Annotated in this window: 19 protein-coding genes, 1 tRNA gene and 1 pseudogene; 10 read left to right on the top strand and 11 right to left on the bottom strand. The window is 62.9% G+C overall.

Going from position 1 to position 26606, the window contains the following annotated elements:
• Window positions 1–164: 164 nt before the first annotated feature.
• Genes H0241_RS35785 through H0241_RS25550 form a run of 3 tightly spaced genes read left to right on the top strand, consistent with a single transcriptional unit; the run spans window position 165 to window position 5885 of the window.
• The gene (locus H0241_RS35785) at window positions 165–1193 is read left to right on the top strand and encodes an ImuA family protein (protein WP_235984472.1); all 1029 of its coding nucleotides are present in this window, start codon (window positions 165–167) and stop codon (window positions 1191–1193) included.
• Window positions 1111–2613 (top strand): DNA polymerase Y family protein, encoded by a 1503-nt coding sequence (locus H0241_RS25555; protein ID WP_235984471.1) that lies wholly within the window; start codon window positions 1111–1113, stop codon window positions 2611–2613. The genes H0241_RS35785 and H0241_RS25555 overlap by 83 nt, the downstream gene beginning before the upstream one ends.
• On the top strand, window positions 2610–5885 hold the full coding sequence (locus tag H0241_RS25550) for an error-prone DNA polymerase (protein ID WP_181060611.1): 3276 nt from the start codon (window positions 2610–2612) through the stop codon (window positions 5883–5885). The genes H0241_RS25555 and H0241_RS25550 overlap by 4 nt, the downstream gene beginning before the upstream one ends.
• A gap of 261 nt (window positions 5886–6146) precedes the next feature.
• Here the strand turns inward: H0241_RS25550 and H0241_RS25545 are convergent, their stop codons facing one another.
• The 4 genes from H0241_RS25545 to H0241_RS25530 all read right to left on the bottom strand — a co-directional run bounded on the left by H0241_RS25545 (window position 6147) and on the right by H0241_RS25530 (window position 9016).
• The gene (locus H0241_RS25545; protein ID WP_181060610.1) at window positions 6147–6386 is read right to left on the bottom strand and encodes a Trm112 family protein; all 240 of its coding nucleotides are present in this window, start codon (window positions 6384–6386) and stop codon (window positions 6147–6149) included.
• A 185-nt stretch (window positions 6387–6571) separates the two neighbouring features.
• Window positions 6572–7243, bottom strand: a complete 672-nt coding sequence (locus H0241_RS25540; protein WP_181060609.1) for an LON peptidase substrate-binding domain-containing protein — start codon at window positions 7241–7243, stop codon at window positions 6572–6574.
• Between the two features lie 178 nt (window positions 7244–7421).
• Window positions 7422–8432, bottom strand: coding sequence for a thioredoxin (gene trxA / locus H0241_RS25535; RefSeq protein WP_181060608.1), 1011 nt, complete (start codon window positions 8430–8432; stop codon window positions 7422–7424).
• A gap of 86 nt (window positions 8433–8518) precedes the next feature.
• Complete coding sequence (locus tag H0241_RS25530; protein ID WP_181060607.1) at window positions 8519–9016, bottom strand: prolyl-tRNA synthetase associated domain-containing protein; 498 nt, start codon at window positions 9014–9016, stop codon at window positions 8519–8521.
• A 225-nt stretch (window positions 9017–9241) separates the two neighbouring features.
• Between H0241_RS25530 and H0241_RS25525 the strand changes: the two genes are divergently transcribed.
• Window positions 9242–9316, top strand: a tRNA-Gly gene (locus H0241_RS25525).
• A gap of 159 nt (window positions 9317–9475) precedes the next feature.
• Here the strand turns inward: H0241_RS25525 and H0241_RS35780 are convergent.
• Window positions 9476–9547, bottom strand: a pseudogene (locus H0241_RS35780) (cation transporter); the annotation flags it as partial.
• Between the two features lie 59 nt (window positions 9548–9606).
• Window positions 9607–10110, bottom strand: a complete 504-nt coding sequence (locus H0241_RS25520; RefSeq protein WP_235984470.1) for a TetR/AcrR family transcriptional regulator — start codon at window positions 10108–10110, stop codon at window positions 9607–9609.
• A 245-nt stretch (window positions 10111–10355) separates the two neighbouring features.
• On the opposite strand from H0241_RS25520, the gene H0241_RS36150 reads away from it, so the two are divergent.
• From H0241_RS36150 to H0241_RS25505, 4 genes are all read left to right on the top strand, one after another.
• Window positions 10356–10490 carry a hypothetical protein gene (locus H0241_RS36150; protein WP_268926436.1) on the top strand — a complete coding sequence of 45 codons (135 nt, stop codon included), beginning with the start codon at window positions 10356–10358 and terminating at the stop codon, window positions 10488–10490.
• Between the two features lie 11 nt (window positions 10491–10501).
• On the top strand, window positions 10502–11521 hold the full coding sequence (locus H0241_RS25515) for an MBL fold metallo-hydrolase (protein WP_181060605.1): 1020 nt from the start codon (window positions 10502–10504) through the stop codon (window positions 11519–11521).
• 670 nt (window positions 11522–12191) lie between these two features.
• Window positions 12192–14231, top strand: a complete 2040-nt coding sequence (locus H0241_RS25510; protein ID WP_235984469.1) for an SAM-dependent methyltransferase — start codon at window positions 12192–12194, stop codon at window positions 14229–14231.
• Window positions 14232–14452: 221 nt separating this feature from the next.
• Window positions 14453–15895 (top strand): adenylate/guanylate cyclase domain-containing protein, encoded by a 1443-nt coding sequence (locus tag H0241_RS25505; protein WP_210285069.1) that lies wholly within the window; start codon window positions 14453–14455, stop codon window positions 15893–15895.
• A 168-nt stretch (window positions 15896–16063) separates the two neighbouring features.
• Here the strand turns inward: H0241_RS25505 and H0241_RS25500 are convergent, their stop codons facing one another.
• Window positions 16064–16744, bottom strand: coding sequence for a redoxin domain-containing protein (locus tag H0241_RS25500; protein WP_181060658.1), 681 nt, complete (start codon window positions 16742–16744; stop codon window positions 16064–16066).
• Window positions 16745–16765: 21 nt separating this feature from the next.
• Window positions 16766–20044 carry an adenylate/guanylate cyclase domain-containing protein gene (locus tag H0241_RS25495; RefSeq protein ID WP_181060603.1) on the bottom strand — a complete coding sequence of 1093 codons (3279 nt, stop codon included), beginning with the start codon at window positions 20042–20044 and terminating at the stop codon, window positions 16766–16768.
• A 290-nt stretch (window positions 20045–20334) separates the two neighbouring features.
• Here H0241_RS25495 and H0241_RS25490 point away from each other — a divergent pair, with 290 nt between their 5' ends.
• Window positions 20335–22098 carry an adenylate/guanylate cyclase domain-containing protein gene (locus H0241_RS25490; RefSeq protein WP_181060602.1) on the top strand — a complete coding sequence of 588 codons (1764 nt, stop codon included), beginning with the start codon at window positions 20335–20337 and terminating at the stop codon, window positions 22096–22098.
• An 8-nt stretch (window positions 22099–22106) separates the two neighbouring features.
• Here H0241_RS25490 and H0241_RS25485 read toward each other — a convergent pair whose 3' ends face one another.
• The 3 genes from H0241_RS25485 to H0241_RS25475 all read right to left on the bottom strand — a co-directional run bounded on the left by H0241_RS25485 (window position 22107) and on the right by H0241_RS25475 (window position 24967).
• Window positions 22107–23486: a hypothetical protein gene (locus H0241_RS25485; protein ID WP_181060601.1), complete on the bottom strand. Its 1380-nt coding sequence runs from the start codon at window positions 23484–23486 to the stop codon at window positions 22107–22109.
• A complete protein-coding gene (locus H0241_RS25480) occupies window positions 23486–24004 on the bottom strand; it encodes a GNAT family N-acetyltransferase (protein ID WP_181060600.1) in 519 nt (172 codons plus the stop codon). Before H0241_RS25480 ends, H0241_RS25485 begins: the two co-directional genes overlap by 1 nt.
• A gap of 138 nt (window positions 24005–24142) precedes the next feature.
• Window positions 24143–24967 carry a hypothetical protein gene (locus H0241_RS25475; protein WP_181060599.1) on the bottom strand — a complete coding sequence of 275 codons (825 nt, stop codon included), beginning with the start codon at window positions 24965–24967 and terminating at the stop codon, window positions 24143–24145.
• A 207-nt stretch (window positions 24968–25174) separates the two neighbouring features.
• Here H0241_RS25475 and H0241_RS25470 point away from each other — a divergent pair, with 207 nt between their 5' ends.
• The gene (locus H0241_RS25470) at window positions 25175–26590 is read left to right on the top strand and encodes an adenylate/guanylate cyclase domain-containing protein (RefSeq protein ID WP_181060598.1); all 1416 of its coding nucleotides are present in this window, start codon (window positions 25175–25177) and stop codon (window positions 26588–26590) included.
• The last annotated feature ends 16 nt before the right edge of the window (window positions 26591–26606 follow it).

The following is a 26606-nucleotide window of genomic DNA, read 5'->3' as shown; positions in this document are numbered from 1 at the left end:
GGCATATAGGCTTTCCCTCCGGAATCGGCAAATGAACGCGGCTGTCGCCTATCCTCCCGACTCGGAGACAGGAATAAATTCCGCATGACTCCGCTTGACTCTTCCGGCACCCTCTGGAATCTATAGGAACATAACAGGAACAATTGTGAGAGAAACTGACCGTCATGGCGACATCAGCCGTGGCGCGGGAGACTGTTTTTGCCCTGCGCCGCCAGATCGCGAAGATCGAGGGAACGCTGCCCGAGCGCTTGGCCGCTGGCGAGCGGGCCCGCGCGCGTGCTGACGGCAACGCGCCCGATCTCGATGTCGCCCCTGATATCACCATTATCCGGCGTGGCCTTGCCGTTGCTTCGCCGGATGCCTTCCTGCCCACCGGCGTCGAGCGCCTCGATGCCGCGCTGAGCGGCGGCCTGCCGAAAGCCGCCCTGAGCGAAATCCACGGCCTTGAGACCCGCAATGCCGGGGCCGTCGCCGGCTTTGTGCTGTCGCTGGTCAGCCTGATCCTCAAGGGGCAGGCCCTGCCGGTGCTGTGGATCGGCACGTCGGAGATTTTTCGCGAGGCCGGCTTCCCCTATGCCAAGGGATTGCAGGGCCTGTTCGGCATCGCGCCGGAGCAATTGCTGTTTTCCGAGGCGCCGAAACTCACCGATGCGCTGTGGGTGGCCGAGGAGGCCGCGAAGATGACCGCGCTCGCCGCAGTCATTCTCGAAATCCGCGGCAGCCCGCACCGGCTCGACCTCACCGCAACGCGCCGGTTGCACGCCCGCGCCCAAAGCGCCGGCCGGCCGGTGTTCCTGCTGCGCCAGGCCGGCGAGGCCGAACCGACCGCCGCCCCGGTGCGTCTCATCGTGTCGGGCGCACCCGCAACATCGCGCCGGACGATTGCCGGGCCGCTCGCCGACTCGATCGGCCGCCCTGCCTTCACCGTCAGCATCGGCAAGAGCCGCACGGCTCTGCTCGGACAATTCACACTGGAATGGAACCCCGATGAGCACCGTTTCGAAGAGAGAAGGCCAGAGAATTCTGTCGCTGTGGTTCCCGCATCTCGGGGCGGAGCGGATCCTGCGCCAGCGCCTGGGACGGTCGTGGCGTTCCCGGCCGTCGGATCATTTGCCGCCATCTCACCCACCGCTGGTAATCAGCCATCGCGACCGCAACGCCCAGCGCATATCAGCCCTCGACGAGCGGGCTGAGGCGCTGCACCTGAAGCGCGGCATGGGCATTGCCGACGCGCGCGCCATGCATCCCTCGATCGACATTGTCGAGGCCGATCCGGAAGCCGATCGCCGGCTGCTCGAAGGCCTCGCCGACTGGTGCGACCGCTACACGCCGCTGGTGGCGCTCGACGGCGCCGACGGGCTTTATCTCGACGTCACCGGCTGCACGCATCTGTTCGGCGGCGAACGCGCCATGCTGGATGACATTCTTGCGCGCTTTTTCCAGCAGGGTTTCGATGTCCGCGCCGGGCTTGCCGCGACGCCGGGCGCCGCCTGGGCGGCGGCGCGCTTCTGCGGCGATCGCATTATTCCCTCCGGCGAGGAGGAAGCACTGCTCGCCCCCTTGCCGCTGGCCGCTTTGCGCATCGAGCCTGATATCCGCGCCAGCCTGGAAAGCGTCGGCCTGCGCACCGCGGGCGCCGTCATGGCTGCGCCGCGCGCGCCGCTTGCCCGCCGCTTCGGCGCCAGCTTGCTGTTGCGGCTAGACCAGGCGCTCGGCCGCCTCGACGAGGCGGTTTCGCCGCGTCTGCCCGTGGCGCCGCTTTCGGTCGAACGCCACCTCGCCGAGCCGGTCGTGCTCACCGCCGAGATCGAGCGGCTGGTGGAAATGCTGGCGGTGACCTTGAAGGTCGATCTCGAACGCCGCGGCGAAGGCGCCCGGATGCTGGCGCTGCTGTTGTTTCGCGTCGACGGCGCCGTCAGCCGCATCGCTGTCGGCACCTCGCGGCCCCTGCGCGAACCGAAGCTGATCCAGCGCCTGTTCCACGAGCGGCTGACAGCGCTCGAACAGGACATCGATGCCGGCTACGGTTTCGATCTGGTGCGGCTTTCCGTTCTGGCGGCCGCCGCCTTCGACATGCAGCAGGCCGATCTGACCGGCGAGACCGAGGATGACGGCGCCGACATCGCGCTGTTTGCCGACCGCATCCGCGCCCGGCTCGGCGACAATGCTGTGCTGAAAGCGGTCGCCGTCGAAAGCCATCTGCCGGAGCGCGCCGTCGCCACCATCCCCTTCTCCGAGGCGCCGCAACGGACCACGCCACCGAAAAAGCCGGACCGGAAAGACGCGCCGCCCGCAACCATCTTCCCGCCGGAGCGGCCGATCCGGCTGTTCCGTTCGCCCGAGCCGATCGAAGTGCCGGCGACCGAGATGCCGGAGGGGCCGCCGCTGCACTTCCGCTGGCGGCGCGCGCTCTACCGGGTCACGCGTGTGGAGGGACCCGAACGTATCGCCGCCGAATGGTGGCATGAAGCCATGAGCGACCCTGTCACATCGACTCGTGACTATTTCCGCATCGAGGATGCCGACGGCCGCCGCTACTGGCTCTACCGGCAAGGCCTTTACGGCAACCCGCAGGTGCCGCCACGCTGGTTTATGCATGGGGTCTTCGCATGAACGCATTGACCGTCATCCCCTATGCCGAGTTCGGCATCCAGTCGAACTTCTCCTTCCTGCGCGGCGCCTCCAAACCGGAGGAGTTGGTCGTGGCGGCCAAGCTCATGGGATTCTCCGCGATCGGCCTTGCCGATCGCAACACCGTGGCCGGCGTCGTACGCGCTTGGCAGCAGGCCAAGGCGGAAACTTTCTCTTATCACCCCGGCTGCCGGCTGGTGTTCGAAGACGGTACGCCTGACATCCTCGCCTATCCGCAGGACCGCAAGGGCTGGGGACATCTCTGCCGCATGCTCACCCAAGCCAATCTGCGCGACGAAACCGAAAAGGGCGCCACTCTTCTCCAACGCAGCGACCTGCTCGAATGGGGAGATCTGATGTCGCTGGCGATCCTGCCTGATCTGACGGCGGGCGCTAGCGACGGGCTGGCCCTGCTGCACCAGCTAAAGGATCGCTTCGGCAGGAATCTGCGACTAGGCGTTGCGCCGGACTATCGCGGCAATGACCGCTTTCGCATCGAGCAGGCGGCCGCCATGGCCGACGCCGCCGGCGTAGCGCTGATGGCGACCAACGATGTGCTCTATCACAGTGCCGAGCGGCGTCCGTTGCAAGATGTGCTCACCGCGATCCGCCTCAACACGCCCGTTGCCGAGGTGGGGCTGCAGCTGGCAGTCAACGCCGAACGCCACCTGAAGCCGCCGCTGGAAATGGCGCGTCTGTTTCGTAGGCATCCGCAGGCGCTGGCCGAGACGCTGCGCTTTGCCGAAGGTCTGAGTTTTTCCTTTGATGAGCTGAAGCACAATTATCCGGAAGAAACGACCGAAGCCGGCGTCGACCCTCAGACTGAACTGGAGAGATTGACCTGGGAGGGCGCCAGAAAACGCTACCCCGAGGGCATTCCTGATAAAGTGGATGGTCTTGTCAGGCATGAACTCGCAATCGTCGGCCTGAAGAAATACGCTCGTTATTTCCTCACTGTTCGCGACATCGTTCGGTTCGCGCGTTCGCAGGGTGTCCTGTGTCAGGGACGCGGCTCAGCTGCAAACTCCGTCATTTGCTATTGCCTTGAGATAACGGAAGTCGACCCCAGTCTTCTGGACGTTCTTTTTGAACGCTTTGTCTCGACAGAGCGTGACGAACCCCCGGACATTGATGTCGATTTCGAGCACGAAAAGCGCGACGTCGTCATCAAGTATATTTACGACAAATACAGCGCCAAGCGCACTGCGCTTGCTGCTGCTGTCATCAGCTATCGCGGCCGCTCGGCGCTGCGGGAAGTGGCGAAGGCCATGGGTCTGTCCGAGGATGTCAGAAGCGCATTGTCTAGCACGATCTGGGGTTGGTCGACTTCGGAGCTCGGAGAGAAAGAGGCTCACGCTGGCGGCATTGACCGCGCCGACCCGTTGGCAAGACTGGTGATCGAACGCTCCAACGATATTATGGGCTTTCCCCGGCATCTCTCCCAGCATGTCGGCGGCTTCGTCATCACCAAGGACCGGCTCGATGAGATCGTCCCCATCGTCAAGACGGCGATGGATGAGCGCAAGATGGTCGAGTGGGACAAGGATGACCTCGACAATGTCGGCATCCTCAAAGTCGATGTGCTGGCGCTTGGCATGCTGTCTTGCCTGAGGCGTGCCTTTGACCTGCTGGAAACCCATTATGGGGTGAGAGACAAGTATGACCGGCGGCTGACCCTGGCGACGATTCCACAAAGGGATAGCCGCGTTTACGATATGATTTGCCGGGCCGACACATTGGGCGTTTTCCAGATCGAATCGCGCGCACAGATGTCGATGCTGCCGCGTCTCCGGCCCCGCACATTCTACGATCTGGTCATCGAAGTGGCGATCGTGCGGCCGGGCCCAATCCAGGGCGACATGGTGCATCCTTATCTGCGGCGACGTCAGGGAAAGGAAAAGGTCGAGTATCCGAGCCAAGAGCTGAAAGCCATTCTGGAGCGAACGCTCGGCGTGCCGCTGTTTCAAGAGCAGGCGATGAAGATCGCGATCGATGCCGGAGGGTTCTCTCCCGGTGAGGCGGATAAGCTAAGACGCGCCATGGCCACCTTTAAACGCAATGGCACGATCGGGAACTATGAAACGCTAATGGTCGAAGGGATGGTCAAGAAGGGCTATGCCAGAGACTTCGCTGAGCGCTGCTTCAAGCAGATCGAAGGCTTTGGCGAATACGGCTTTCCAGAAAGCCACGCCGCCTCCTTCGCGCTGCTCGTCTATGCCTCCTGCTGGTTCAAGACCTTTTATCCCGACGTGTTCTGTGCCGCGATCCTGAATTCGCAACCGATGGGGTTTTACCAGCCGGCACAGCTGGTGCGCGACGCACGCGACCATGGCGTCGCCATCCGCGACGTTGACGTCAATTTTTCCGACTGGGACTGCACCCTCGAAGAAGACGAATTCGATTCGGCAAAAATCCTCCCACGCCATGGCGAAATGCGTGGTGTCATCAAGACCGCGTATGCCGTCCGGCTTGGCTTCCGTCAGATCAAGGGCCTGGCGGAAAAGCGCATGGAGCAGTTCACCCAGCGCCGCGGTTCCGGCTACTCAAGCGTCAGGGATGTCTGGCTGCGCTCCGGCCTCGATGTCGACGATATCGAAAGGCTGGCGCAGGCCGACGCCTTCCGCTCGCTCGGCCTTGATCGTCGTGAAGCCTTGTGGGCGGTGCGCGCGCTGGACGGCAAGAGTGCCGCCGAAAAACTGCCGCTGTTCGACCAGCCGGCGATCCGGTTGCGCGAGCTCGAACCCGAAACCAAACTGCCGACAATGCCGCTCGGCGAACATGTCATCCACGATTACCGCGCGCTCGGCCTGTCGCTGAAGGCGCATCCGGTCGCCTTCCTGCGCGAGCGCCTCGACCGCGCCGGCGTCATCCCCAATGCCAACCTTGGCTCGGTTCGCGACGGCAGGCGGGTCTCCGTCGCCGGCCTGGTCTTGGTGCGGCAGCGGCCCGGCAAGGGCAATGCGATCTTCCTGACGCTGGAGGACGACAAGGCCGTCGCCAACGTCATTTTCTGGGAGAGGACATTTACCCGATTCCGGCCGATCGTCATGGGCGCACGCTTCGTCAAGGTCACCGGCAAGCTGCAGTCGGAATCCGATGTCATCCACATCGTCGCCGAGAAGATCGAGGATCTGACGCCCTGGCTGACGGTGCTGTTGGAAGAGATGACGCCGGCTGTGCCCGCCCGGCCGGATATCGCAACACTGTCGGACAAGGCCGAGAGGGTCATGCCCAAGGGCCGCAATTTTCAGTAATCGCAGCTCATTCATCGTCCCACAGGAACGAATGCGAAGCGACGGTGATCCTTCGCGCCCCCCTCTGTCCTGCCGGACATCTCCCCCACAAGGAGGGAGATTGGCCGTCATCTCCGCCTTCGCCAATCTCCAACGTTAAAGACGGGCTGGGCGACGAAGCTGCCGATCTCCCCCCAAGTGGGGGAGATGCCCGGCAGGGCAGAGGGGGGGCGCTGTCCCGCAAACCTCTGCCAACTTGTGCGTCGCGACGATGCTCGAAATTCAGGAAGGCCCACTTAGCCGCGGCGGCGATAGCACGTCTTCCGCCGAAATGCTCCGCGCCTCCGAAGGCAGCATGATCGGGATGCCGTCGCGTACGGGATAGGCGAGCTTGGCGACGCGTGAGATCAGCTCGCCGCGCTCCGGGTCCCAGGCCAGCGGCCCCTTGGTCAGCGGGCAGGCCAGCAGCTCCAGCAGTTTCGGGTCGACATTGGCCTTGCCTTCACGCCCGTCCGCAGCCATCGCAGTCCTCTTTTCGTCCGCCAGTTGCCAACATCACCGGCCCAAGATGTGTCGAGATTCAGGTCAGGCCGAGTCGAGAATGGCTGATCCCGAGAACCGGAGCGGAGCGTACTTGAAGTACGTGAGCACCGGAAGCGGAGGTATCGGCCGTTCGTAGGCCGGCCTCACCTGAATATCGACGCATATTATTGAAGACTGGAGCCAAAGTCCTCATTCTCGCGCGCCAGCGCCATTTCGGTGATGGCGATCAGCGTCTCGGCTCGCGCCCTCAAATCCGCCGCCTCAAGCAGCGCCTGTTTCTCGGCCGGGCCGTAGGGCGCCATCATCGACAGCGCGTTGACCAGCATGGCATTCTCGGCGCGGCTGACGCTTTCCCAGTCTGCCTCGAGCTCATTGGCCTGCAGATAGGCACGAAATGCCTTGAGCAGCGCCGGCCGGTCGACCTCGTTTGCCGCCTGGTCTTCCCTAAGATCGGTAAGGAACGGTGCCAGCTTGCATTGCCGAAACGGCGTCTTCACCGGCAATTCATGGGCGATGCGGAACCGGCATACGCCCTGCAGCGAAATCAGATAGCGGCCGTCGCCGCTCTCGGCCATCGAGATGATGCGCCCGGCGCAGCCGACATTGCACAGTTCTGGTTCGCCATCGGCGCGCAGCGCGCCGTCGAGGCTCGGCTGGATGATGCCGATCAGCCGTGAACCGGCGATCGCCTCATCCACCATCTGCAGATAGCGCAGCTCGAAAATGTTGAGCGGCATGCGGCCGCCCGGCAAAAGCAGCGCGCCGGCAAGCGGAAACACCGGGATGGTCGACGGCAGATCCTTGCCGACCCGGTAAAATGCGTTTCCGACCTGCACCTTCACTCCTCCGATGGCTTCGCCTGCCCATGGCGACGATAGTATCGGCCTAATCTGGCGCGGCGGCCACCGACCGCAAGGCCCGACAGCCATTCTGCCGACAATTTCGCCGGCGAACGGCTATTTGCTGGTGCATGGTCTCTTCCGAAAACCGGTTCCCACTTTTCGGGATCATGCACTAGGAAAACAGCAGCGACGACAATTTGCGCCGCGCCGCCAGCGTCGCCTCGTCGGTCATACCCCAGGCCTCGAACAGTTTCAGAAGCTGCGCCCTGGCGCCGTCCTCGTTCCAGGTGCGGTCAGCCTTGATGATGGCCAGCAGATTGTCGGCGGCCGCATGGCGATCGCCTCGCGCATTCTGGACCATGGCAAGATCGAAACGCGCCTGGTGGTCGCCGGGATTGGCGGCCAGGCGCTGCTCGAACTCGGCCGGATTGCCGAGCGCTGCCGCTTCCGCAGCCAGCGTCATCTTGGCGCGCAGCGCGGCAAGTGCCGGCGCATCCTTCTTGGCTTCCGGCGCCGTTGCCAGCAGCGCCTCGGCGCCTTGCGCGTCGCCGGCTTCGAACAGAAGCTCGCCCAGCCCGGCAATCGCCTCGATCGTCTCGGGCGCCTGCGCCAATATGGCGTCATAGATGTCGGCAGCGGTCTGCGCATCGCCCGCCGCATGCGCTTCGGCTGCCGCGGCCAGTGCTTCGGAGACCGGCGGCGCGCCATTGCCCTTGCCGCCGACCTTGGTGATGAACTCGCCGATCTGGCTCTCGGGGATGGCGCCCATGAAGCCGTCGACCGGCTGGCCGTCCTTGAAGGCGATGACCGCCGGGATCGACTGGATACCGAGCTGGCCGGCGATCGAGGGGTGGTCGTCGATGTTCATCTTGACCAGCTTGACCTTGCCGCCGGCGGCCTTGACCGCCTTTTCCAACTGCGGCGTGAGCTGCTTGCAGGGCCCGCACCAAGGCGCCCAGAAATCGACCAGCACCGGCTGTTTCCGCGATTCCTGGATGACGTCGGCGGCAAAGGCGGCGGTCGTGGTGTCCTTGATCAGATCGCCGGCGGGCGCCGGCGCGGTGCCCGGTGCCGGGCCAAGTGCCGATTTGGCGGACTCGGCGCCGCCATATTGCACGGAGGTGGTGTACTGGCCGGCATTGCCGCCGAATTGGCCGCCAAACGGATTGTTGTTGTCGCTCATGTCGTCGCCCTTCCGGTCGCGCCCCTCGCCAGCGGAGCAGGCGCGACATCCATGCTAGAGGTCAGTTTTCGCCATCCATGTGGCGATCAAGCCGAGACTTTCAAGATAGCAGCATCATGTCCGGTTGCCTCGACGAATCTGACGAGGTCGGCGGAAGCGATCGACGTCGTCGCCTCATTGGTCAGCGGATGCGCATTGACCACCGCATGCGCCATCAAATCCTGGTCGAGCACCACCTTGACCCGTCTTTCAGCGTCGTTGATCAGGCCGAACACGGTGACCGCGCCCGGAATGACGCCGAGCAGTTCCATCAGCATCTCCGGCTTGCCGAACGACACTCGGCTGGCGGCGCCGATGATCGTGTGGATCTGCTTCAGGTCGACGACCGCGTCCTCGCTGACACTGACCAGGAAGAAATTGTCCTTCTTGTCCTTTAGGAACAGGTTTTTGGTGTGCCCGCCCGGTATCTCGCCGCGCAGCGACTGCGAATCGGCCACCGTATAGAGCGGCGGATGGCGCACGGTCGACACTGATATGCCGAGATCGGCAAGAAAGGCGAAAAGCTCGGCTTCTGTCTTCGGCATCGATGGTCTTTCCCTATCTGGTACAAGTCTGGCCACGCGCAAAGCCGTTTACGGCCAATGATGCCGCCGAGACAAGACCGTCATGCGGGAAGTCAATGACCACCGGCGTGGCCAACGAGGTTCGGCCAGGCGATTTGGCACGACCAAAAAGCCCGTCATTTCCCTGTTGCAATCGCCGCGCTCTTCAGCCATATAGGCCCGGCTTGCGGCCCAAAGGCCGTGTGAGCGGGTGTAGCTCAGGGGTAGAGCACAACCTTGCCAAGGTTGGGGTCGAGCGTTCGAATCGCTTCACCCGCTCCAATTTCCTCAAAGGGAATCAAGCATCGAAAAGCCGCGGTCCGCCGCGGCTTTTTCGTTTTTGCCGTTCAGACGCGGAGTGGTCGGCAAAGCGGAAGCGCTGCTATCTGCTCACATTGCGGATGCCTATTCGCGCGCTCATCATACCCAGACCCCAAATACCCAGACCCCAAGAGCCGCGGCCAAATTGCCGACTGCATCGTTGCGAGAGCACAGCCAGACCGAACGGACATTATTGGCGCTGGTTGGCGGTCGGCCAACTCGGTATCTTTCGGATGTGAGACCGGACGGTGCTATCTCGCCGTCGGCCAGATCGCCATGCTGGTGCTGGCGATGTCCAAGACAAGCGACTTGTCCGGTGAGACCTTGGCCATCAAGGCCATGCCCTGGGCAACACCGACAAAAAATCGAGCCAGAGCCCGACAGTCCGTGCCGACCGGGATTTTGTCTGTGCCGCTGCTACGCAGCAGCACGTGGTAGATTGCATCCTCGAGGCCAGCGACGCCATTTGCCACCGCCTGGCAGATCCGCTCCGAGCCGCCTGGACTTTCCAGGATCGCATTTGCGAACAGACACCCGCGCGGCAGTCTGTCGTCGGTCAGGTGGTCGACCGTCCGATAGAGGAACGCGCCAACCGCTTCACGTGGGTCTTCGAATTCGTTGAGCGCGGCGACCGGACGTTCTGTAAAATCCTGCCTGTAGCGGTCGAGCACACGCAGGAACAGCGCCTCCTTGTCGCCGAAGGCGGCATAAAGACTCGCACGGTTGATGCCGAGCGCGTCGACCAGATCGGACATCGACGTCGCCTCGTATCCATTGCGCCAAAACACCCGCATCGCGGTCTCGAGGGCAACATCAAGATCGAATTCGCGCGGCCGACCGCGCAAGGAAGTATTTCTTGTCATATCGGTCTATATAACAATCACACCCTTTAAGTAAAGCCAGATATCACAACGACCTCACGAAAAATTGGCCTTTGACTATTTGTTGACATATCGTTCCACAAATGCGACGGAGTGTCCACAAATGCGACGGAGTGGAGGTGACGAAAGGAGACGCCATCGTGATCGACCTCTACACGCCCAACGGTCACAAGATCGGCATCGTCCAGCGCGGCATCACAGTTCCCGCACCACTTGTCGACTTCACGCCTTTCCATGATCGCTTTGCCAAATGAGGAGCCTCCCAATGACCATCGAACCATCAACAACTTCCCGTCTTCCTTTAGCCTCGCGGCGCAGTTTCCTCGCCGGGGCGGCAGGGCTGGTCTCTGCTGCCGCGCTCTCTGTGGATGGCCGCGCGTTCGCTGCGCCCGTCAGCCTGCCGCAGGCCGGTCCACCGTCCTTTTACAGCTTCAAGATCGGCATGTTCGATGCGCTCTCCATCAGCGACGGTGCCCTGCTGATCGAACCGCTGTTCCCGTCGGTCGGCCTCAACGCGGCCAAAGCCGAGTTTGACGCGCTGGCCGCGGAGCACTACCTCGATTCCAAGCGTGGCGTCTTCCACATGAACCACCTTGTCGTGAACACGGGCCGCAACCTTGTTCTGGTCGATACCGGCGGGACGTCGGCGCTCGGATCGATGATGGGTTTTCTGCCACGCAATCTGAGGATGGCCGGCATCGATCCAGGCGACATCGACACGATCGTCATCACACACGCCCATCCCGACCACATCCTTGCGACAACCGGAACAGACGGCAAGCTAGCCTTCCCCAATGCTCAATATTACATCTCGGATAAGGAGTGGGCATTTTGGACCCAGGAGAATCCCGACCTGTCCGGGCTCAAGTTTCCTGACGAGTTCAAGACCTTTGCCAAGGCCTGCGCGCGGACCAATCTCGGCGCGATCAAGGAGCGTGTGCATATGGTCGTAGGCGATCGGGAGATCGTGCCTGGCATCCATGCCTTGCCTACACCAGGGCATACGCCCGGCCACCTCTCGCTCGTGGTCGATGGCGGCAGCGAAACGCTGATCCACACCACCGATGTCGTGCATCATTCAGTCACAGCGCTCGCTCATCCGGAATGGCATCCGATCTTTGATCAGGACAGCGACCTTGCCGTTGCGACGCGCAAGCGGCTTCTCGATGGGCTTGCCACTGATCGAACACTCGCCATGGTCTACCATTTTCCATTCCCCGGCCTTGGCCACGTCGCCCGCAGCGCCGGCGGCTACGCCTGGGAACCCAACACCTGGACGTGGTGACTTGTTTTGGCCGGCAGAGCGGTTGCCGAGCCGGCGGTCGGGGAAAGCGAGTTTTCCGGTTCCGGTCTTATGTTCTGCCGGGCGACCGGAGGGGTGTTGCGTGCTCTCCCTGTCAGACGCGTTCAATTTTCGCTTGGTCACACGGCCGGTCGGTCGAATCTGAGCGGCGGTGCGGCGAGCTGCCGCAATCCATGAGCGAAGTTGTTCCGGATCGTCGACGATGGCAGCGGACAGCAGGGAAGCCGAAAGGCGCGGCTTTCGACGGAACTCCGTGGGACAGAGTGTTCCGCTCCCCAGGGCGCTGGACAATCCTTTTCTAGCATGAATGGTAACGACTCGCGACGAGAAGTGTCTTAGAATCAATGGCTTGCCAAGGTTGGGGTCGAGCGTTCGAGTCGCTTCACCCGCTCCAGTTTCCTCAAAAGGGAATCAAGCGATGAAGAGGCGCCTTTCGGGGCGCCTTTTGCTTTTTCTACACCGGCAATGTAAGCGCGTTGCGGTACTCTCGTTCTACCTTGTAACCAGGCGCGGGTAAGACGGCGTGGCGCATAATCCCTTGGTTTCCAATTCGGCGAACGGCGGCACCGCTTCCGAAGCACTCGCATGGCTCGCGTTGCGGAACGCCGCGGCGGATTGCGGCCGCGGATCGCACTCGGTCGACCCGCAGTCCATGCGCGCGCTTCCGGCGGGACGCAAGTGGGCGCATGAGATCGCCAGGGTGGTCGTCGATGGCCTTCTGGCGGGGAGCCTGTCGGCGCCGGCGCAATTGGCTTCCCGGTGGGACCGGTTTGGCGGCGCCATCACCGGGTTGATCATCGGACTCGGCCAGCTCTGGAACAATCCCGGCGCGGCTCGCCGCATCCAGTACCAGCTTGAGCAAATGCTTCTCGACGCCGACGATCTTGCCGCGCCGCGCAGGCTGGCGTGGACACTTGGAATTCGCATCGCCGCCCGAAATCCGACCGCGACCCAACTTCCGGAAGGAATCGATCAGATTTATGCCCATCTGATGATCGATGGCCAGATCGAAGCCGTCGTGCAATTCGGCGTACTCGGGGCGGTGACAAGGGATCATTGGATTGAATTGATCCAGAATGTCGTGCCTGCTGAGCGGCTTGGCCTTGCAGCCGAGGCATTGTCGACCTCGGCGGAACGCGAGCCCGATCCGGACAGCCATTTCGGCAAACTCGCGCAATTGGCCGCGCAAGCGCGGGAGCTGGTTCGCTCGAGCGCCGAACCTGCAGAGCCTCCAGCAGCGCCGCGCCGCGCACGGGTCAGGCACGACAAGGATCGCACGGCGTTCTGGAACAGCTATTTCGCGACCGAGGATCCATGGAACTACGGTTCGTCCTATGAGCAGGAAAAATATCAGCGGCAGCTCGAAATTCTGCCTGCCGGTCCCATCGGACGGGCGCTTGAGCTGGCCTGCGCGGAGGGCCATTTCACACGGCAGCTGGCGCCGCGTGTGGGCCATCTGACTGCAACCGACATCTCCGCCATAGCCGTCGAACGGGCCCGTGCGCGATGCAGCGACCAGCCCAACATTGAGTTCGGCGTCCTCGATTTCGCTGCCGACACGCTGCCGGGTGGGATGGATCTGATCTTCTGTTCGGAAGTGCTCTACTACCTCGATGACCTCGCGGAGTTGCGGCGCATTGCCAGGAAATTCGCCGAGGCGTTGGCGCCCGGCGGCAGCCTCATCAGCGCACACGCATTCGTGCTGCGTGACAATGTCGAAAAGACGGGCTTCGACTGGAACACATTCGGTGCACAGGCGATCTCCGAGACGCTGGCGGCGACCGAGGGCCTCGTGCTGGAGCAATCGATCCAGACCGAGCTCTACCGCATAGACCGCTTCCGCCGCCTGTCACCGGACGAGGTGGCGACCGAACCGATGATAGATCAAGTGCCGATCCGCGCGCCCATCGAAATCGGCGTGGCGCGAAACATCGTCTGGGGCGGGGCACGGGCCTTGCGCCGTGACGTCGCGCGCAGCGAGCGGCGCCAGCGTATCCCTGTGCTGATGTATCACGGCGTTGCCGATGAAGGTCCGGCCGCGCTCGCCCGTTTTCGGCTCACGCCCGCAGCCTTCGCCAGCCAAATGGCATGGCTGCGCGCCAATGGCTTCCACGCGATTGGATCCGAGCAGCTGGAAGTGTCCATCGCCAATCGTCAGCCTTTCGCTGGCCGCCCGGTGGTCATCACTTTCGATGACGGCTTCCAGAACTTTGCCGACCATGCCTGGCCGATCTTGCGCGCGAACGACCTGACCGCGGAAGTGTTCCTGGTGACGGATCTGGTGGGTGAAAGTGCAAAGTGGGACGCCGACATCGGTCCGCCGACGCCGCTTATGGGTGCCGGGACGGTGCGACGCCTTTCCGCCGAAGGTGCGCTCTTCGGCAGCCATATGGCGACGCATCGCGCGATCGATGGTCTGTCGAGCTCCGACCTGGCCGCCGAACTCCTGCGCTCTCGAATGTTCATCGAACGCTGGACCGGCCGGCCAACCACGGCGTTCGCGGCCCCCTTCTCCGTCACCGACCGGCGGCTTGGCCGGCTGGCCAGGGAGTGCGGCTATCGAGTAGGCTTCGGCCGCAAACACGGGCCGGCTGACCTCGACTGCGATCCCATCGACCTGCCGCGCATCGAGATTCGCGGGGACCGCTCGCTCGATGACTTTGTTGCAACTGTCGAGGCTGTACTCGAATGAACGGTGGGCTTGTCGGTCCCACTCCCAACGCCTCCACATGAAACCCTACAAACTCGGTGCAAAAGTCGGCTAATGACCACCCGACGCCGACATTCACAGCGTCTGCACCGGTGTGGCGCGTGCCGCCCCAAATCCTGAGACACGCGAAGGATTTCCATCCATTCGCATCGGGCAGGATTTTCTAGTAGATTGCCGCAAGGCAAATTGGGGATTTCGCCGTGATGGTGGTCAACGATCGCCTTCTCGAAGGCAAGATGACCGAGATCGAGCAAGCGCGAGCATGGAGCCCGCGCGTCATCTCAAAATTCGAAACGCTTATCAGGAGCGGTGACGACCAGGCGCTCTATCGTGTCAATCCGCTGGCCTTCGCCCGCGACCGCGCAATCGCCGAGCCTGAAGCAATCGACCTCTTCCTTTACGCGGCCCGCTGCGGCCTGTTCGATATGAGCTGGGACGTGCTCTGTCCTCAGTCCGGGATGGTGCTCGACAGTTTCGGCGCCCTGCGCACGCTGCAGACGCATTACGTCTGTGGCCTGTGCGACGTATCGGGCGACACCGACCTCGACGACTTCATCGAGGTCTCCTTCTCTGTGTCGCCCCATCTGCGGCGCCTTCCGTTCCACGAGCCCCAAACGCTCTCTGTCGAGGATTTTCACTGGAAGCTGCGCTTCGGCAATGACGGGCGGCTGCCCGGGCAGGACATACGCTTTCTGGATGTTCTGCGAGGCTTCGTGCGGGGCATGGCATTCCTGCCGGCGGGCACCACAACAATGCTGCGCGCTGATCTCGGTCCCGGCGCCCTGTCGGGCGTCAACGTGCAGACACAGGCAGCATTCGCTGTACCCATATCAGGCGATCCGGTGTTGGAGCCGACACTTCTCAAGATCAACTATGACGGCAAGCGTTTCTTGCCGGCGTTGCCGGTCGTGCCACCCGGTCCGGTTGTCATTGAGGTCGCGAATACCGGACCTGGTCGTGGCGCGTTGCTTCTCATTAACTGGCCGCCCGAGCTTGTCGCGCTAACGACCAAACCGACGCTCGATTTCGACCCGTATGTTTCCGGCGGGGCGCTGCTTGCGCGGCAAACGTTCCGCCACCTCTTCCGTTCCGAGCGTGTCGACGAGAAGGAGGGGCTCGGCATCCGGCAGATCACCTTCCTGTTCACGGACCTCAAGGGTTCCACCGCCATGTATGAGCGCCTTGGCGATCTCAACGCCTACGCCCTGGTCCGCGAGCATTTCGCTCTTCTCAATGCGGCGGTCCACCAGCATTCCGGCGCTGTCGTGAAGACGATCGGAGATGCGGTGATGGCCGTATTCTCGCGGCCATCGGATGCAATCTCGGCCGCCTTGCATATTTTTGAAGAGATCGATCGCTTCAACGGCGATAGTGTCAGGCCGGGGATTATTCTGAAGATGGGCGCCCACTGCGGTCCATCGATTGCCGTCACGCTCAACGACAACCTCGACTACTTCGGCCAGACCGTGAATGTCGCCGCACGCGTGCAGTCGCTGGCGGAAGCCGGACAGGTCTGCATCTCAGAGGCGCTCTATTGCGCACCCGGTGTGAGTGACCTGCTCGCGGGCCGAAGCGTCGTCGCGTTTGATGCGCCTCTTCGAGGTGTAGAGGGCGATGCAACTGTCTATCGCATTATGCCAGGATAGACGCGACTTGCGTGCCGCAACCATTGCCTCGGCCCCGGTAACCCGCCCGTTTGCCTCGTTCGCAAGTCTGGAGCAATTCCAGGAAAAGTGTGATCGGTTTTCCGTCCGGAATTGCGTCAAATCAAAGAGATAGAGCGGTTCGCCGTTTCCGTGAAACGGTGAAACGCTCTATTGGGCGACCTGCGACACGGCTGACATCAGCTCCTTCGGGTTTGGCGCCCCAAACATGTATCGCCCACCCTCTGGAACCTCCGTGAAGCTCCAGCGGACAATCCCCTGCCGGTCCAGCAGGAACTGGCCGATCAGTTGTCCGTGTCCCGTTGCGATCATCTGCTCGTCGGCTTCGGTCAGTTCGTAGTGGTCCTTCTTGTCGAGGATTGCGGCGGCTGTCATAGGATCCATGGGACCGGGTAATTCGCCAGGTATGTCGACCCGCATATCCTGTGCCGCTGCCATCGCGACCTTGTATGGCCAGTTCGTCTCGTTCTCGGTGAATTCGAGATTGGGCAGCCCAAAAGCACGATGTGAAGCGCGTTCAGGGTCCGAGGCCGCCAGCAGGTTCGGCATCGGGTGGTAGCGGAAATAGAGACGCGCCCGTTCGATCGGCGTGTTGACCACAGTCAGGCTCTCCACGCCCCTTTCGCGCAGCTCCGGATCGAGCCGCGCCTGGGCGGCGATGTGGCGTCGGCAAAACGCACAATGCAGACCTCGAAACAGGCCGACCAGCACCGGCTTTTGTCCGCGAAAGTCGTCAAGCGCGATCTTGCCTTCCTGGGTAATGGCGTCGAGGATCACGTTCGGCGCACGGTCGCCCAGCTGAAGCGGCAGCAAGTCAGTAGGCGCGGACATTTCCAACCTCCAACCCCCCGGCTAGTCGAGAAAAGGCAGCACCACAAGCCCTTCCGGGTCGAGCCCGTGCTGGGCGCATATACCCTGCGCCAGGGAAAAGTAGCGTTCGGCCTCGGCCAGATTGTCGAGGTCGAGATTAAGCGTTGCGAGGCCATCATAGCATGGAAACAGCAGTTGTGGCTCGCCCGTTTCACGGGCTACGTCCAGCGCTTCCTGGAACAAGCCAACCGCCAGTTCCGGACGGCCGTTGCATTGGTGGATCTGCCCAAGCACGATCAACGGCACCGGCAGGTGCTCGCGCTGGTCGAGCGCCCGGTCGATCTCGATGGCCTTCTCGGCAGCAGGCACGCCCTCCGTTGGACAGCGATCCGTGAAAGTACAACATGCCACCGCCAGATTGGCGAGGAGGCGCGCCTGGAAACCCAGATCACCAATACGGCGCGCCACGTCCAGACCGCGCCGACAGACCTCCATCGCCTTTGCCGGATCGATGGTCGTGTAAAGCACGCCGAGATTGGTGTAGCCGCGGCAGGCCGCGCCCAGCAGGCCGGCGGCTTCGGCCAATTCAATGCTGCGCTCGACCTGGCCCACGGCTTCACGGTTCCGCCCAAGGCGAGCCAGCGCAACAGCCTTGGTATTAAGCGCCTCGGCGGTCACCAGAGTGGCATCCTCGCTGACATGCTCCGTTGTCAAAGTGCTTACGCAATCCAGCGCCGCGTCCGCCCATTTTGCCGCGAGAGCGTGATCTCCGCTGCGGAACGCCTGTCGGCCACGTTCTTGCCAGAGATGCGCCTGCTCGATCGGAGCATTCGCGCCATCGAGGAGCGTTGCCGCTTCAGCGTAGCGGGTTTCTGCCTCGTTCCGCTTTCCCACGTCCCAGAGCAGCCGACCGATCTTGCGCAGAACGCGCGCCGACGCGACACGATCGGCTGACTCGCGATAGGCCTGCAACACCGTCTCGTAGTGGCGGTGCGCGATCTCGCGGCGGCCTGCCGGGCCGCTCAAATCGGCAATGCGCTCTGCAATCGCCAGTTTGAGCGGTGTTTGCCCGGTCGCGCCCAACGCGGTCAGCGCTCGCTCGTAGAAACGAAGGGCATCGTCATTGGCGTATATCATGCGAGCGCGATCTCCCGCCGCCTGCAGGTAATGCGCGCCCTTCTCCCGCTCGGCGCTCTGTGCGAAATGATGGCCGAGCGCGGCCAGGTCTTCGAACCGTTCCGGCTTGTCGCCGCACAGTTGCTCCAGGGCAGCTCCGACCCTCCCGTGGATGTCGGTCCGGCGTTGCAGGAGCAGATTCTGGTAGATCACGTCCTGCAGCAATGTTTGCGTGAAGCGGTAGCTTTGCGACGAGACCGAGCCGGATCCGGCAACTTCCTCGATGATTTCCGCATCGCAAAGCAGTTCGCAGCCGGCTTCCAGCCGGCCGGGGTCGGCTGTCACGGTTTTCAGCAGGGTAGCATCGAAGCGCGGGCCGATCACCGCGGCTTCCTGGGCCAGCCGGCGCACCTCTTGCGGCAGCCGGTCGACGCGAGCAAGCAACATTGCCTGGATGGTGGCGGGGATGCCGGTTGCAACTTCGCCTGCCACGGTCCGCCATTGCTGGCCCTCGCGCACCAGTACGCCGCGATCGATGAGGCCGCGAACGATCTCCTCGATAAAAAGCGGGTTGCCGCCCGCACGCTCGAGGATCTGGTCGAGAAGCCCTCCTGCGGAGTTTACCCAGCTCTCGCCGAAAAGCGCCGCCACCAGGCTGCGTCCGTCATGGCTGTTGAGCGGCGAAAGCCTGAGCGCTGTGTGACTGACCCGACTTGAGTCGAGCTGGTCGTTGTCCGGCGCCGGACGATGCGTGACCAGCAACATCAAGCGCGTGCGTTCCAGCCTGTCCATCACGAAACGCAGTGCCTCGAGCGACACGGCGTCGGCCCAGTGCAGGTCTTCGACGACGATCAACAGCGGCGACAATGCAAGCCGCCTCTCGATGATTGTGCGGACCGCGTAGAGGATTTGCCGTCGCAGCTGCTCGGGCTCGACATGCTGCAAGGTGGCATCGGGGTCGCCAAGGCCAAGCACATGGTAGAGCAAAGGCATCAGCCGCTTCGCCTCCTCGCCCTGCAGGCCGAGATCGGCAAGCAAGGCTGCGAGCTTCCCCCGCATGTCGTCGCCATTGTCGTTTTGCATCATCCCGGCAGCGCTGCGCACCACGGCGCCCAGGGCGCCGAATGATTGTTCACCCAGCGGCGAGCACGAGGCCTGCCGCACGGCGACGTTGCGAAAGCGATCCTCGTCGCCGACGCGGGCGACGAACTCCTTCACCAGCCGCGATTTCCCGATACCGGCTTCGCCGACGAGGCGTACGAGTTGGGCCGAGCCAGCGCACGCCTGGTCAAGGCTCGCCAGCATTCTGTTGAGCTCGGCATCACGGCCTATTATCGGCGCACTGAGGCCGAGCGCCTCGAGCCCACGCGCTGCACGCGGCGCCGCAAGCGGTGCATCCAGTCGATGGACGAGCACACTGCCGGCCTTGCCGCGAAAGACGACATCGCCCAGCGACTCGTAGGAGAACGCATGCCGGGTCAGCCTGTGCGTGAGCTCGCCCACCAGCACCTCACCCGGTGCGGCCAGCGATTGCAGGCGTTGCGCCGTATTCACCGTATCGCCGGTCACCGAATAGGATTTGGCGGTGCCGATGCCCAATCCACCGGTGACGACCGGACCCGTGTTTATGCCGATGTGGAGCAACAGAGGCGAGCCGGAGTGGGGGGCGCTTTCACCGAGCCGCGCCGTCCGGGCGATCATGTCGAGGGCGGCGCGAAGCGCACGTTCCGGATCGTCCTCATGCGCGACCGGCGCACCGAACAAAGCAAGCAGAGCATCGCCGATGAATTTGTCGACGAAACCACCAAAGTTCTGCACGGCCGCCGTCAATTCCTTGAATAGTTCGTTCTGCAGCGCTTGCATGACCTCGGGGTCGAGCTGCTCGCTGAGTGTCGTGAAGCCGCAGAGGTCGGCGAACAGGACCGTTACCGTCCGTCGATCGGCGTCGGAGACGGGAGGCGCCCTTTCTTCGCTTCCGATGTTCGGCGAGGGAGTTCGAGAAGGCGCCACAATGGTCCGGCTCGGAGCAGGCCGTTCGATGGCTTTTGCGGACGCACCGACGCTTGCCCCACATTTCGGACAGAACTCGAAATCAGGTGCGCAGGCGTAGCCGCAACTGGCGCACGGCACGGGCTGGCGCCGGCCACACTTCGGACAGAAGGCGTAACCGCCCTCAATCTCGAAACCGCAGCCCGAGCAGTCCATGGACACCTCACCAGAGCATGATGCCGAAACGTGTGAAGCGGTCTTCGGACGACATCATGCTCAATCTCTTTGACCTGGAGCCATGACGCGTGATCTCGCCACGCACTTCACGGCCAGGCCATGCACAAGGATGAACCGATGGCCGTCATCCGGCAAGCGGCAGTGCAAATGGGCAACCGTAGGGGTTCGGCGGCAAAGCGCTGCGGAAACAGGCGGCTGCGCGGTCGTCGTTGCGAAAGTTCCCTCCACCCGCCGTCTTCCTGCTATCGTGGAGACAAGGAGACCGACGCATGAGTGAGAACCGCAAGCTGGCCGCAATCCTGGCCGCAGATGTGGTCGGATACAGTCGGCTCGCGAGCGCGGACGAAGAGCGTACCTTGGCGAGGTTGCGGACGCTGCGCAGCGACCTGATCGATCCGATCATCGCAGTACACAACGGGCGGGTGATCAAGCGCACCGGGGATGGGGCGCTGGTTGAGTTCCGCAGTGTGGTGGATGCCGTGCGCTGCGCCGTTGAGATCCAGAACGGCATGGTCGAGCGCAATGCCGGCGTGCGGCAGGATCGCCGCATCGAGTTCAGGATCGGCATCCATCTGGGGGACGTGGTCGAAGAAAGCGACGGCGACCTGATGGGCGACGGCGTCAACATCGCCTCGCGTCTGGAGGGTGTCGCGGCGCCCGGCGCCATCTGCCTGTCCGAGGATGCCTATCGCCAGGTCAAGGCGAGGCTCGACCTCTCGGTCAGCGATCTCGGCAGCACGCAGCTCAAGAACATCGCCGAGCCGATCCGGGTCTATTCGCTGCAAGTCGGGGCCAAGGCGGCCGCGACCCTGGAAACCGCGACGAGCCGGCCGGCTGCGGCAGCGCCGCCGAAGCTGTCGATCGCCGTCCTGCCGTTCGCCAACATGAGCGGTGACGCCGAACAGGACTATTTCGCCGACGGCATCTCCGAAGACATCATCACGGCGCTGTCCAAACTGTCGCAGCTCTTCGTCATCGCACGCAATTCGTCGTTCACCTTCAAGGGCCAGAACGTCCATGTGCAGGAGGTGGGCGCGAAGCTCGGCGTGCGGCACGTGCTTGAGGGCAGCGTCCGCAAGTCGGGCAACAGGGTGCGCATCACCGCGCAGCTCATCGATGCAATTTCGGGCGGCCATCTTTGGGCGGAGCGGTTCGATCGCGACCTGACCGACATATTCGCCGTGCAGGACGACGTGACGCAGCAGATCGTCGGTGCGCTGGCGCTCAATCTGACTGATGGCGACCGTCAGCGGCTGGCGCCCGAGCGCCCGCGCAACGCGGAAGCGTATGACTGTTTCCTGCGCGGCCGGGAGCTGTGGCACCGGCTGACGAAGGAGACGAACGTCGCGGCCCGCGACCTCTTGCAACGTGCCATCGAACTGGACCCGAACTTTGCCGCTGCCCACGCTTTCCTCGCCCTCACGCACGGACTCGATTACCTGAACAGGTGGAGTGCGTCGCCGCCGGAATCGATGGCGCAAGCGGAAGAGGTCGCAACGCGAGCGGTGACTCTGGATGACAGCGATCCCTGGGCGCACTGGGCGCTGGCTATGGCCAAGCTGTATACACGACGGCACGACGGGGCCATCGACGAGGCCGAGCGCGCGATAGTCCTCAATCCGAACTTCGCCGAAGGGCACTTCAGCCTCGGCGAGGCGCTGTACTATTCGGGCAGATCCGAGGAAGCCCTCGAGAGTTTCGCCCGTGGACAGACCTTGAACCCATACTTTCCGGATGTGCTTCTGCACTTCCAGGCTTTGGCGTCGTTTCAACTGCGAAGGTACGAAGAGGCCATTGACCTCCTGCTGCAACGGCTGGCTCGCAACGCTGTCACCGACGTCTCGCGCGCGCTTCTGGCCGCCAGCTACGGCCATCTGGGCCGTTTGGAGGAGGCCCGCGCGGCATGGCAGGAAGTGCTTCGCGTCAATCCCGACTTTTCGCTGGAATACCGCCGCAAAGTCTTGCCTTACAAGAACCCTGCCGATTTCGAACCCATGGTCGACGGGCTCCGCAAGGCCGGTATAGTGCAGTGACCGGGTGATCAGAGGCCGGAGGCCCGGCCGATCTTGCGCCATCGGGCGTTTTCGCGAACCAGTTTCAGGTCGTCAGTCGTCTCGGCAAACGTCTGCAGACGGTATTGCCGGAGCAGGTCCGGAAAGAGCGCCCCTTCCGGCAGGCCGGCAAGCTGCTCGCGCACCGAGATCTTTTCATCGATGACCCGCATGCCCCAGGCATTTTCCCGAACCTGCAGCTCCGCAGCCAGATCGCGCTCTTCCGGCGCGGTTTCATCCAGCGCGGCCAGCAGGATCGAGTGGAAAAGCGCCACATAGCCAATCTGTCTCAGGCCGCCCACAATCCGCACGCGCGGCAATATGGCAAGGATGAGGAACGCCAGGAACAAGTCCGGCAACAGCACGCCATCCAGCAGCGCCTGCTTGAGATGCAGCCGCTCAAACGGGATGCAAAGACCATGCGGCCTGTCAGGCTCGATCAGATGCCCGTTCTCGAGGATGAGCTTGCGCACGCGCTGCTCGCGAATGCCCCAGAAATAGGCCGTGGCGTTGGGCAGGAATCTGCCAAATGGGCCCGATGCGGCCTCTTGCAAGGCATGGTCGAGACGCTGGCGCCTTGCAGGCTCAAGGAGCAGCCTGGAAAGAAGGCTGCCGTCATGGTCCAGATGCCGCGCCACGGCAGAAGCGGCGAGCCGGTCGTCGATGAAAACCGGCCGAGCCATGCCGGAACTGTCCCAGTCGGCGACCAGATCCTCGTTGAGTTCCGTCAGCGCATCGGCGGCGGTTGCAAACACCTTGTCCTGGCTGGCAAGCAGGGTGCCCAGCCAGCGGCTGGCATCCGTCTCATTGCCCACCGCTTCGAGCGCGCGCGCGTTGAGGGTGACGGGACCGGCTGCGCAAGCGCTTTTGCGGCACAGTTTATGGCGCCCCATGCCAAACAGGTTGACCTTGTCGTCGCCGACATCGAGCCATCCCGGCCCCTCCCGGCCGACAGTCTCCATTGTCATCGTCGTTCCCACGAAGCCGAAGAAGGCCGACAGCCCGTTTTCGACCGCGCCGAGCCAGGCAAGCAGGAGAGCATCGAAGGTGATCCGGTCCATCAAAAGCAGGCAGTGCAGGCCGGACTGGATCACCGGTCTGTGCTCGAATTCGTCGAGGGCCTTGCCGATCTCTTCAGGCTGCATGATCAAACCAAGGCGTTGGTGCAGGACGTCGCGCAGGATCGAGCGGGCAGCGATCGCCGGGCCCGATGCCGGCCTTGCCACCGGCCGCCACAAATGGCGGGCATAATCGGAAACCGGTGCATTCCAGTTCTGCTCGATGTCACGCACGACTTCCGGGCAGAGCAGCGACAGCAAAGCCAGAATGTCCACCGGAGGCGCAGGGGGTGGGGTAAAGACGGCGGTCATCAGAACCGCAGCCGCGCCATGGTCAGGAGGTCGTGATACTGCCCGTCGGTAAATCCGGCCTTCACATGCCGGCCTTCGACCTCAAAGCCGTGGCTGGTGTAGAGGCGGATGGCCGGTTCATTGTCGGCATAGACGCTCAATTCGACCCGCTTCAGGCCGCGCCAGTTGTCGGCCACGTCCAGCAGCGCGCCAAGTATGGCAGAGCCGATACCCTTGCCGACAAAGCCATCGTCTAGGCCGATATTGATCTCGCCTGTATGCGAACGGCGCGGCGAACTTTGCACGACCAGGCTGCCATGTCCGACGACCTTGCCGTCCAGCTCGGCGACGATCCAGGTGGTTTCCTGGCCGGACTTGGCGATGCGGCGCTCCACCTGCTCCACCATCTCGAACGGCATCCTGAGCGTGCCCCAGCGGAAGCCCGGCATGTTGAAGATAGCGCAAAGCGCCTCCGCATCGCTTGGCCGGACGGCCCGGAGCTGCGGCTGGATTTTCTCGGAGGAGGTCGTGCTGGTCATGGCGTTCCCGGCTACAGCAATTCCAGGAAAAGTGTGAGCGGTTTTCCGCCTGGAATTGCGTCAGAACAAAGTGATAGAGCCAATCGGCCCGGCACGATGCACCGGACGTTATCTGAAAATCCAGCCCGTCTCTGCACCCTATGCTGCCGGCTGCGCGCCAAAATGCCGGGAGGCGGCGAAGAGTTTGAAGGTGCCGCTAATGCCGATCCAGCCGAAAAGGGCGAGCCAGTACAATGTAGCGGCCGCCGTCCAGTCGATCCGGTGCACCGTGGCGTCGGTGATAACGAGGCCAAGGATGGAAAGCAGTCCGACCAGAAACTGCGCCAGGCCGAGCACCAGCAATTCTTCGCGCGGCGCGCTTTTCCAGACGAGATAGGTGCCGCCAGCGCCGGCGAGGAAGATGGCGCTGTAGACCTGGGCGTGGAAGGGATCGACCGGCCATGGCCAGGTGCTGCTGACCATATGGGGAAACAGCAACATGCCGACGCCATAGAGCCCAAGGATCGCCGTTTCCACCGGCATGTAGGCGCGCCATGCGGGGTTTAGGGTCACGCCTTTTGCTGAAGGACGAGCCCTGGCCCGCCACAGGAACAGCCCGGATACCGCAGCCGAGGCAAGATAGACCAGGAACCAGAGCCAGGTCGCTTTTCGCTCGAAGTTGAAATAGCCGAGATTGATCAACGAAACCGCCGACACGATGACGGTGAAGATGAAGGCCATGACCAGCACCAGCCTGCCGGGCGACCAGCGATTCCAGAACAAGAGCGCCGCCATCACCGCCATTTCGGCGGTGTAGAAGCCGCCGAGGAAGCGGGCACTGAATGGCGTGACGGGCCAGGGCCAGCGCGGCTTGACCAGCGCCGGCGCGAAAAACAGGCCGGCGCCGACGATCAGGACGATGATGACCCCCGCCGAGAAAAGCCGCAGGGTCGCGGGAAATGGCGGGTTGTCGGGTGTCGGCACGGGAGAAAGCCCTAGAGATGAATGCCCCATGCACCCATCATAGTGCCGCTTGCGGCCGGTGAAAATCCGCCGAATGGAAATTGACCTGTCACCAGGCTTGTCCATTCGAATGGCCGTTCGATCCGTTTCGACGTAAGATGGAGTGCGCGGACCGAAGACCGGTCCGGCCAACACGCCGCGGGCGGCGCATTTTTCGGAGCCTGCACGATGAACGAAGCTCAGGATCTGTTCTCGCTTCTGCGGCAATCGACCGATGTCGATCCACAGGCAATCGACGCGATCCGGCAAACCGTCGCCGAAGGCGAGGGCCGCGAACTTTGCCGCATCAATGTGCCGGCCTTCGCCAGCAAGCATGGCCTCGACGAGGAACGGGCCATCAGCGCCTTTCTCCATGCGGCGCGGGTGGGCATCTTCGACATTTCCTGGAATGTTCTGTGCCCCGGCTGCGGCGGCGTGCTCGACACCAACGCCACGCTGAAAACCCTGCAGAAGGACGAATATACCTGCGCGCTATGCTCCGAGGACTATTCGCCGACGCTCGACGAGATGGTCGAGGTGACATTCACCGTCAGTCCCCGCGTACGCAGGATTGCCGCCCACAATCCACACGAACTGCCGTTGATGGAATACTTCCGCCAGATCTACTGGGGGTCCGGCGTCGATCTGCCGGGTGAGGATTTCGCAAAAACGTTGGAAGCGTTCACGCTGGAAGATATCGAGCTTGCGCCGGGTGAAAAGGCGGTTCTACCCATACAGCTTCCGTCCGAATTCGTCATCGTCTTCGAGCCGGTCACGCATTCAGTGCAGTTCATCGACGGAAAGGGCGAACCCACAAAGGAGCGCCGAAGCCTTTCTTTGGTCTTCGACCGCGACCATGTCCAGAACCAGACGCTGGAGATGCAACCTGGCCCGTTGCGCATTTCGCTGGAAAACAGGACCGAAACCCGCGTGCTGCCGACGGTCTTCATCGCCGGCAAGGCATTGCATGATTTCCTGGGCAAACGCCGGCCCTTCCTGACCGCCAAGCGCCTGCTCACCAACCATACATTCCGCGATCTCTATCGTACGGATACGCTCGACATCAACCAGCGCCTGAAGATCACCAGCCTGACCTTCCTGTTCACCGACCTGCGCGGGTCGACCGCGCTTTACGAGCGGGTGGGCGACCTTTCGGCCTTCGATCTCGTGCGCGAGCATTTCCAGGTTCTGCACGAGATCGTCGCGGCGGAGGCAGGCGCGGTGGTGAAGACGATCGGTGATGCGGTGATGGCGACCTTCGCGACGCCTGATCGTGCAATCGCCGCGGCCCTCAGGATGCGCGATGCCATGCGTGCGCTCAACGACAAGAGCGGGCGCGAGGATCTGCTGCTCAAGATCGGAGTCCATGCCGGCCCCTGCATCGCCGTATCCATGAACGAGCGGCAGGACTATTTCGGCCAGACGGTCAACATTGCGTCGCGGGTCCAGAACCTTGCTGACGCACAGGCGATCTTCGCCACGCATGCGGTGGTCGAAGACAATCTCACCGCCGAGCTGTTGCACAGGAACGCGCTGACGCCGGTGCCTCACGAGGTCTCGCTGCGCGGCATTGAGCGGGAGATAGCAGTCTATACGATCCCCTGAAGAGTTGGCCCCTGAA

This window comes from Mesorhizobium neociceri (assembly GCF_013520985.1).
GTDB lineage: Bacteria > Pseudomonadota > Alphaproteobacteria > Rhizobiales > Rhizobiaceae > Mesorhizobium > Mesorhizobium neociceri.
The sequence above is the reverse complement of the archived record's forward strand: the minus strand, read 5'-3'. Positions and strand labels throughout refer to the sequence as shown.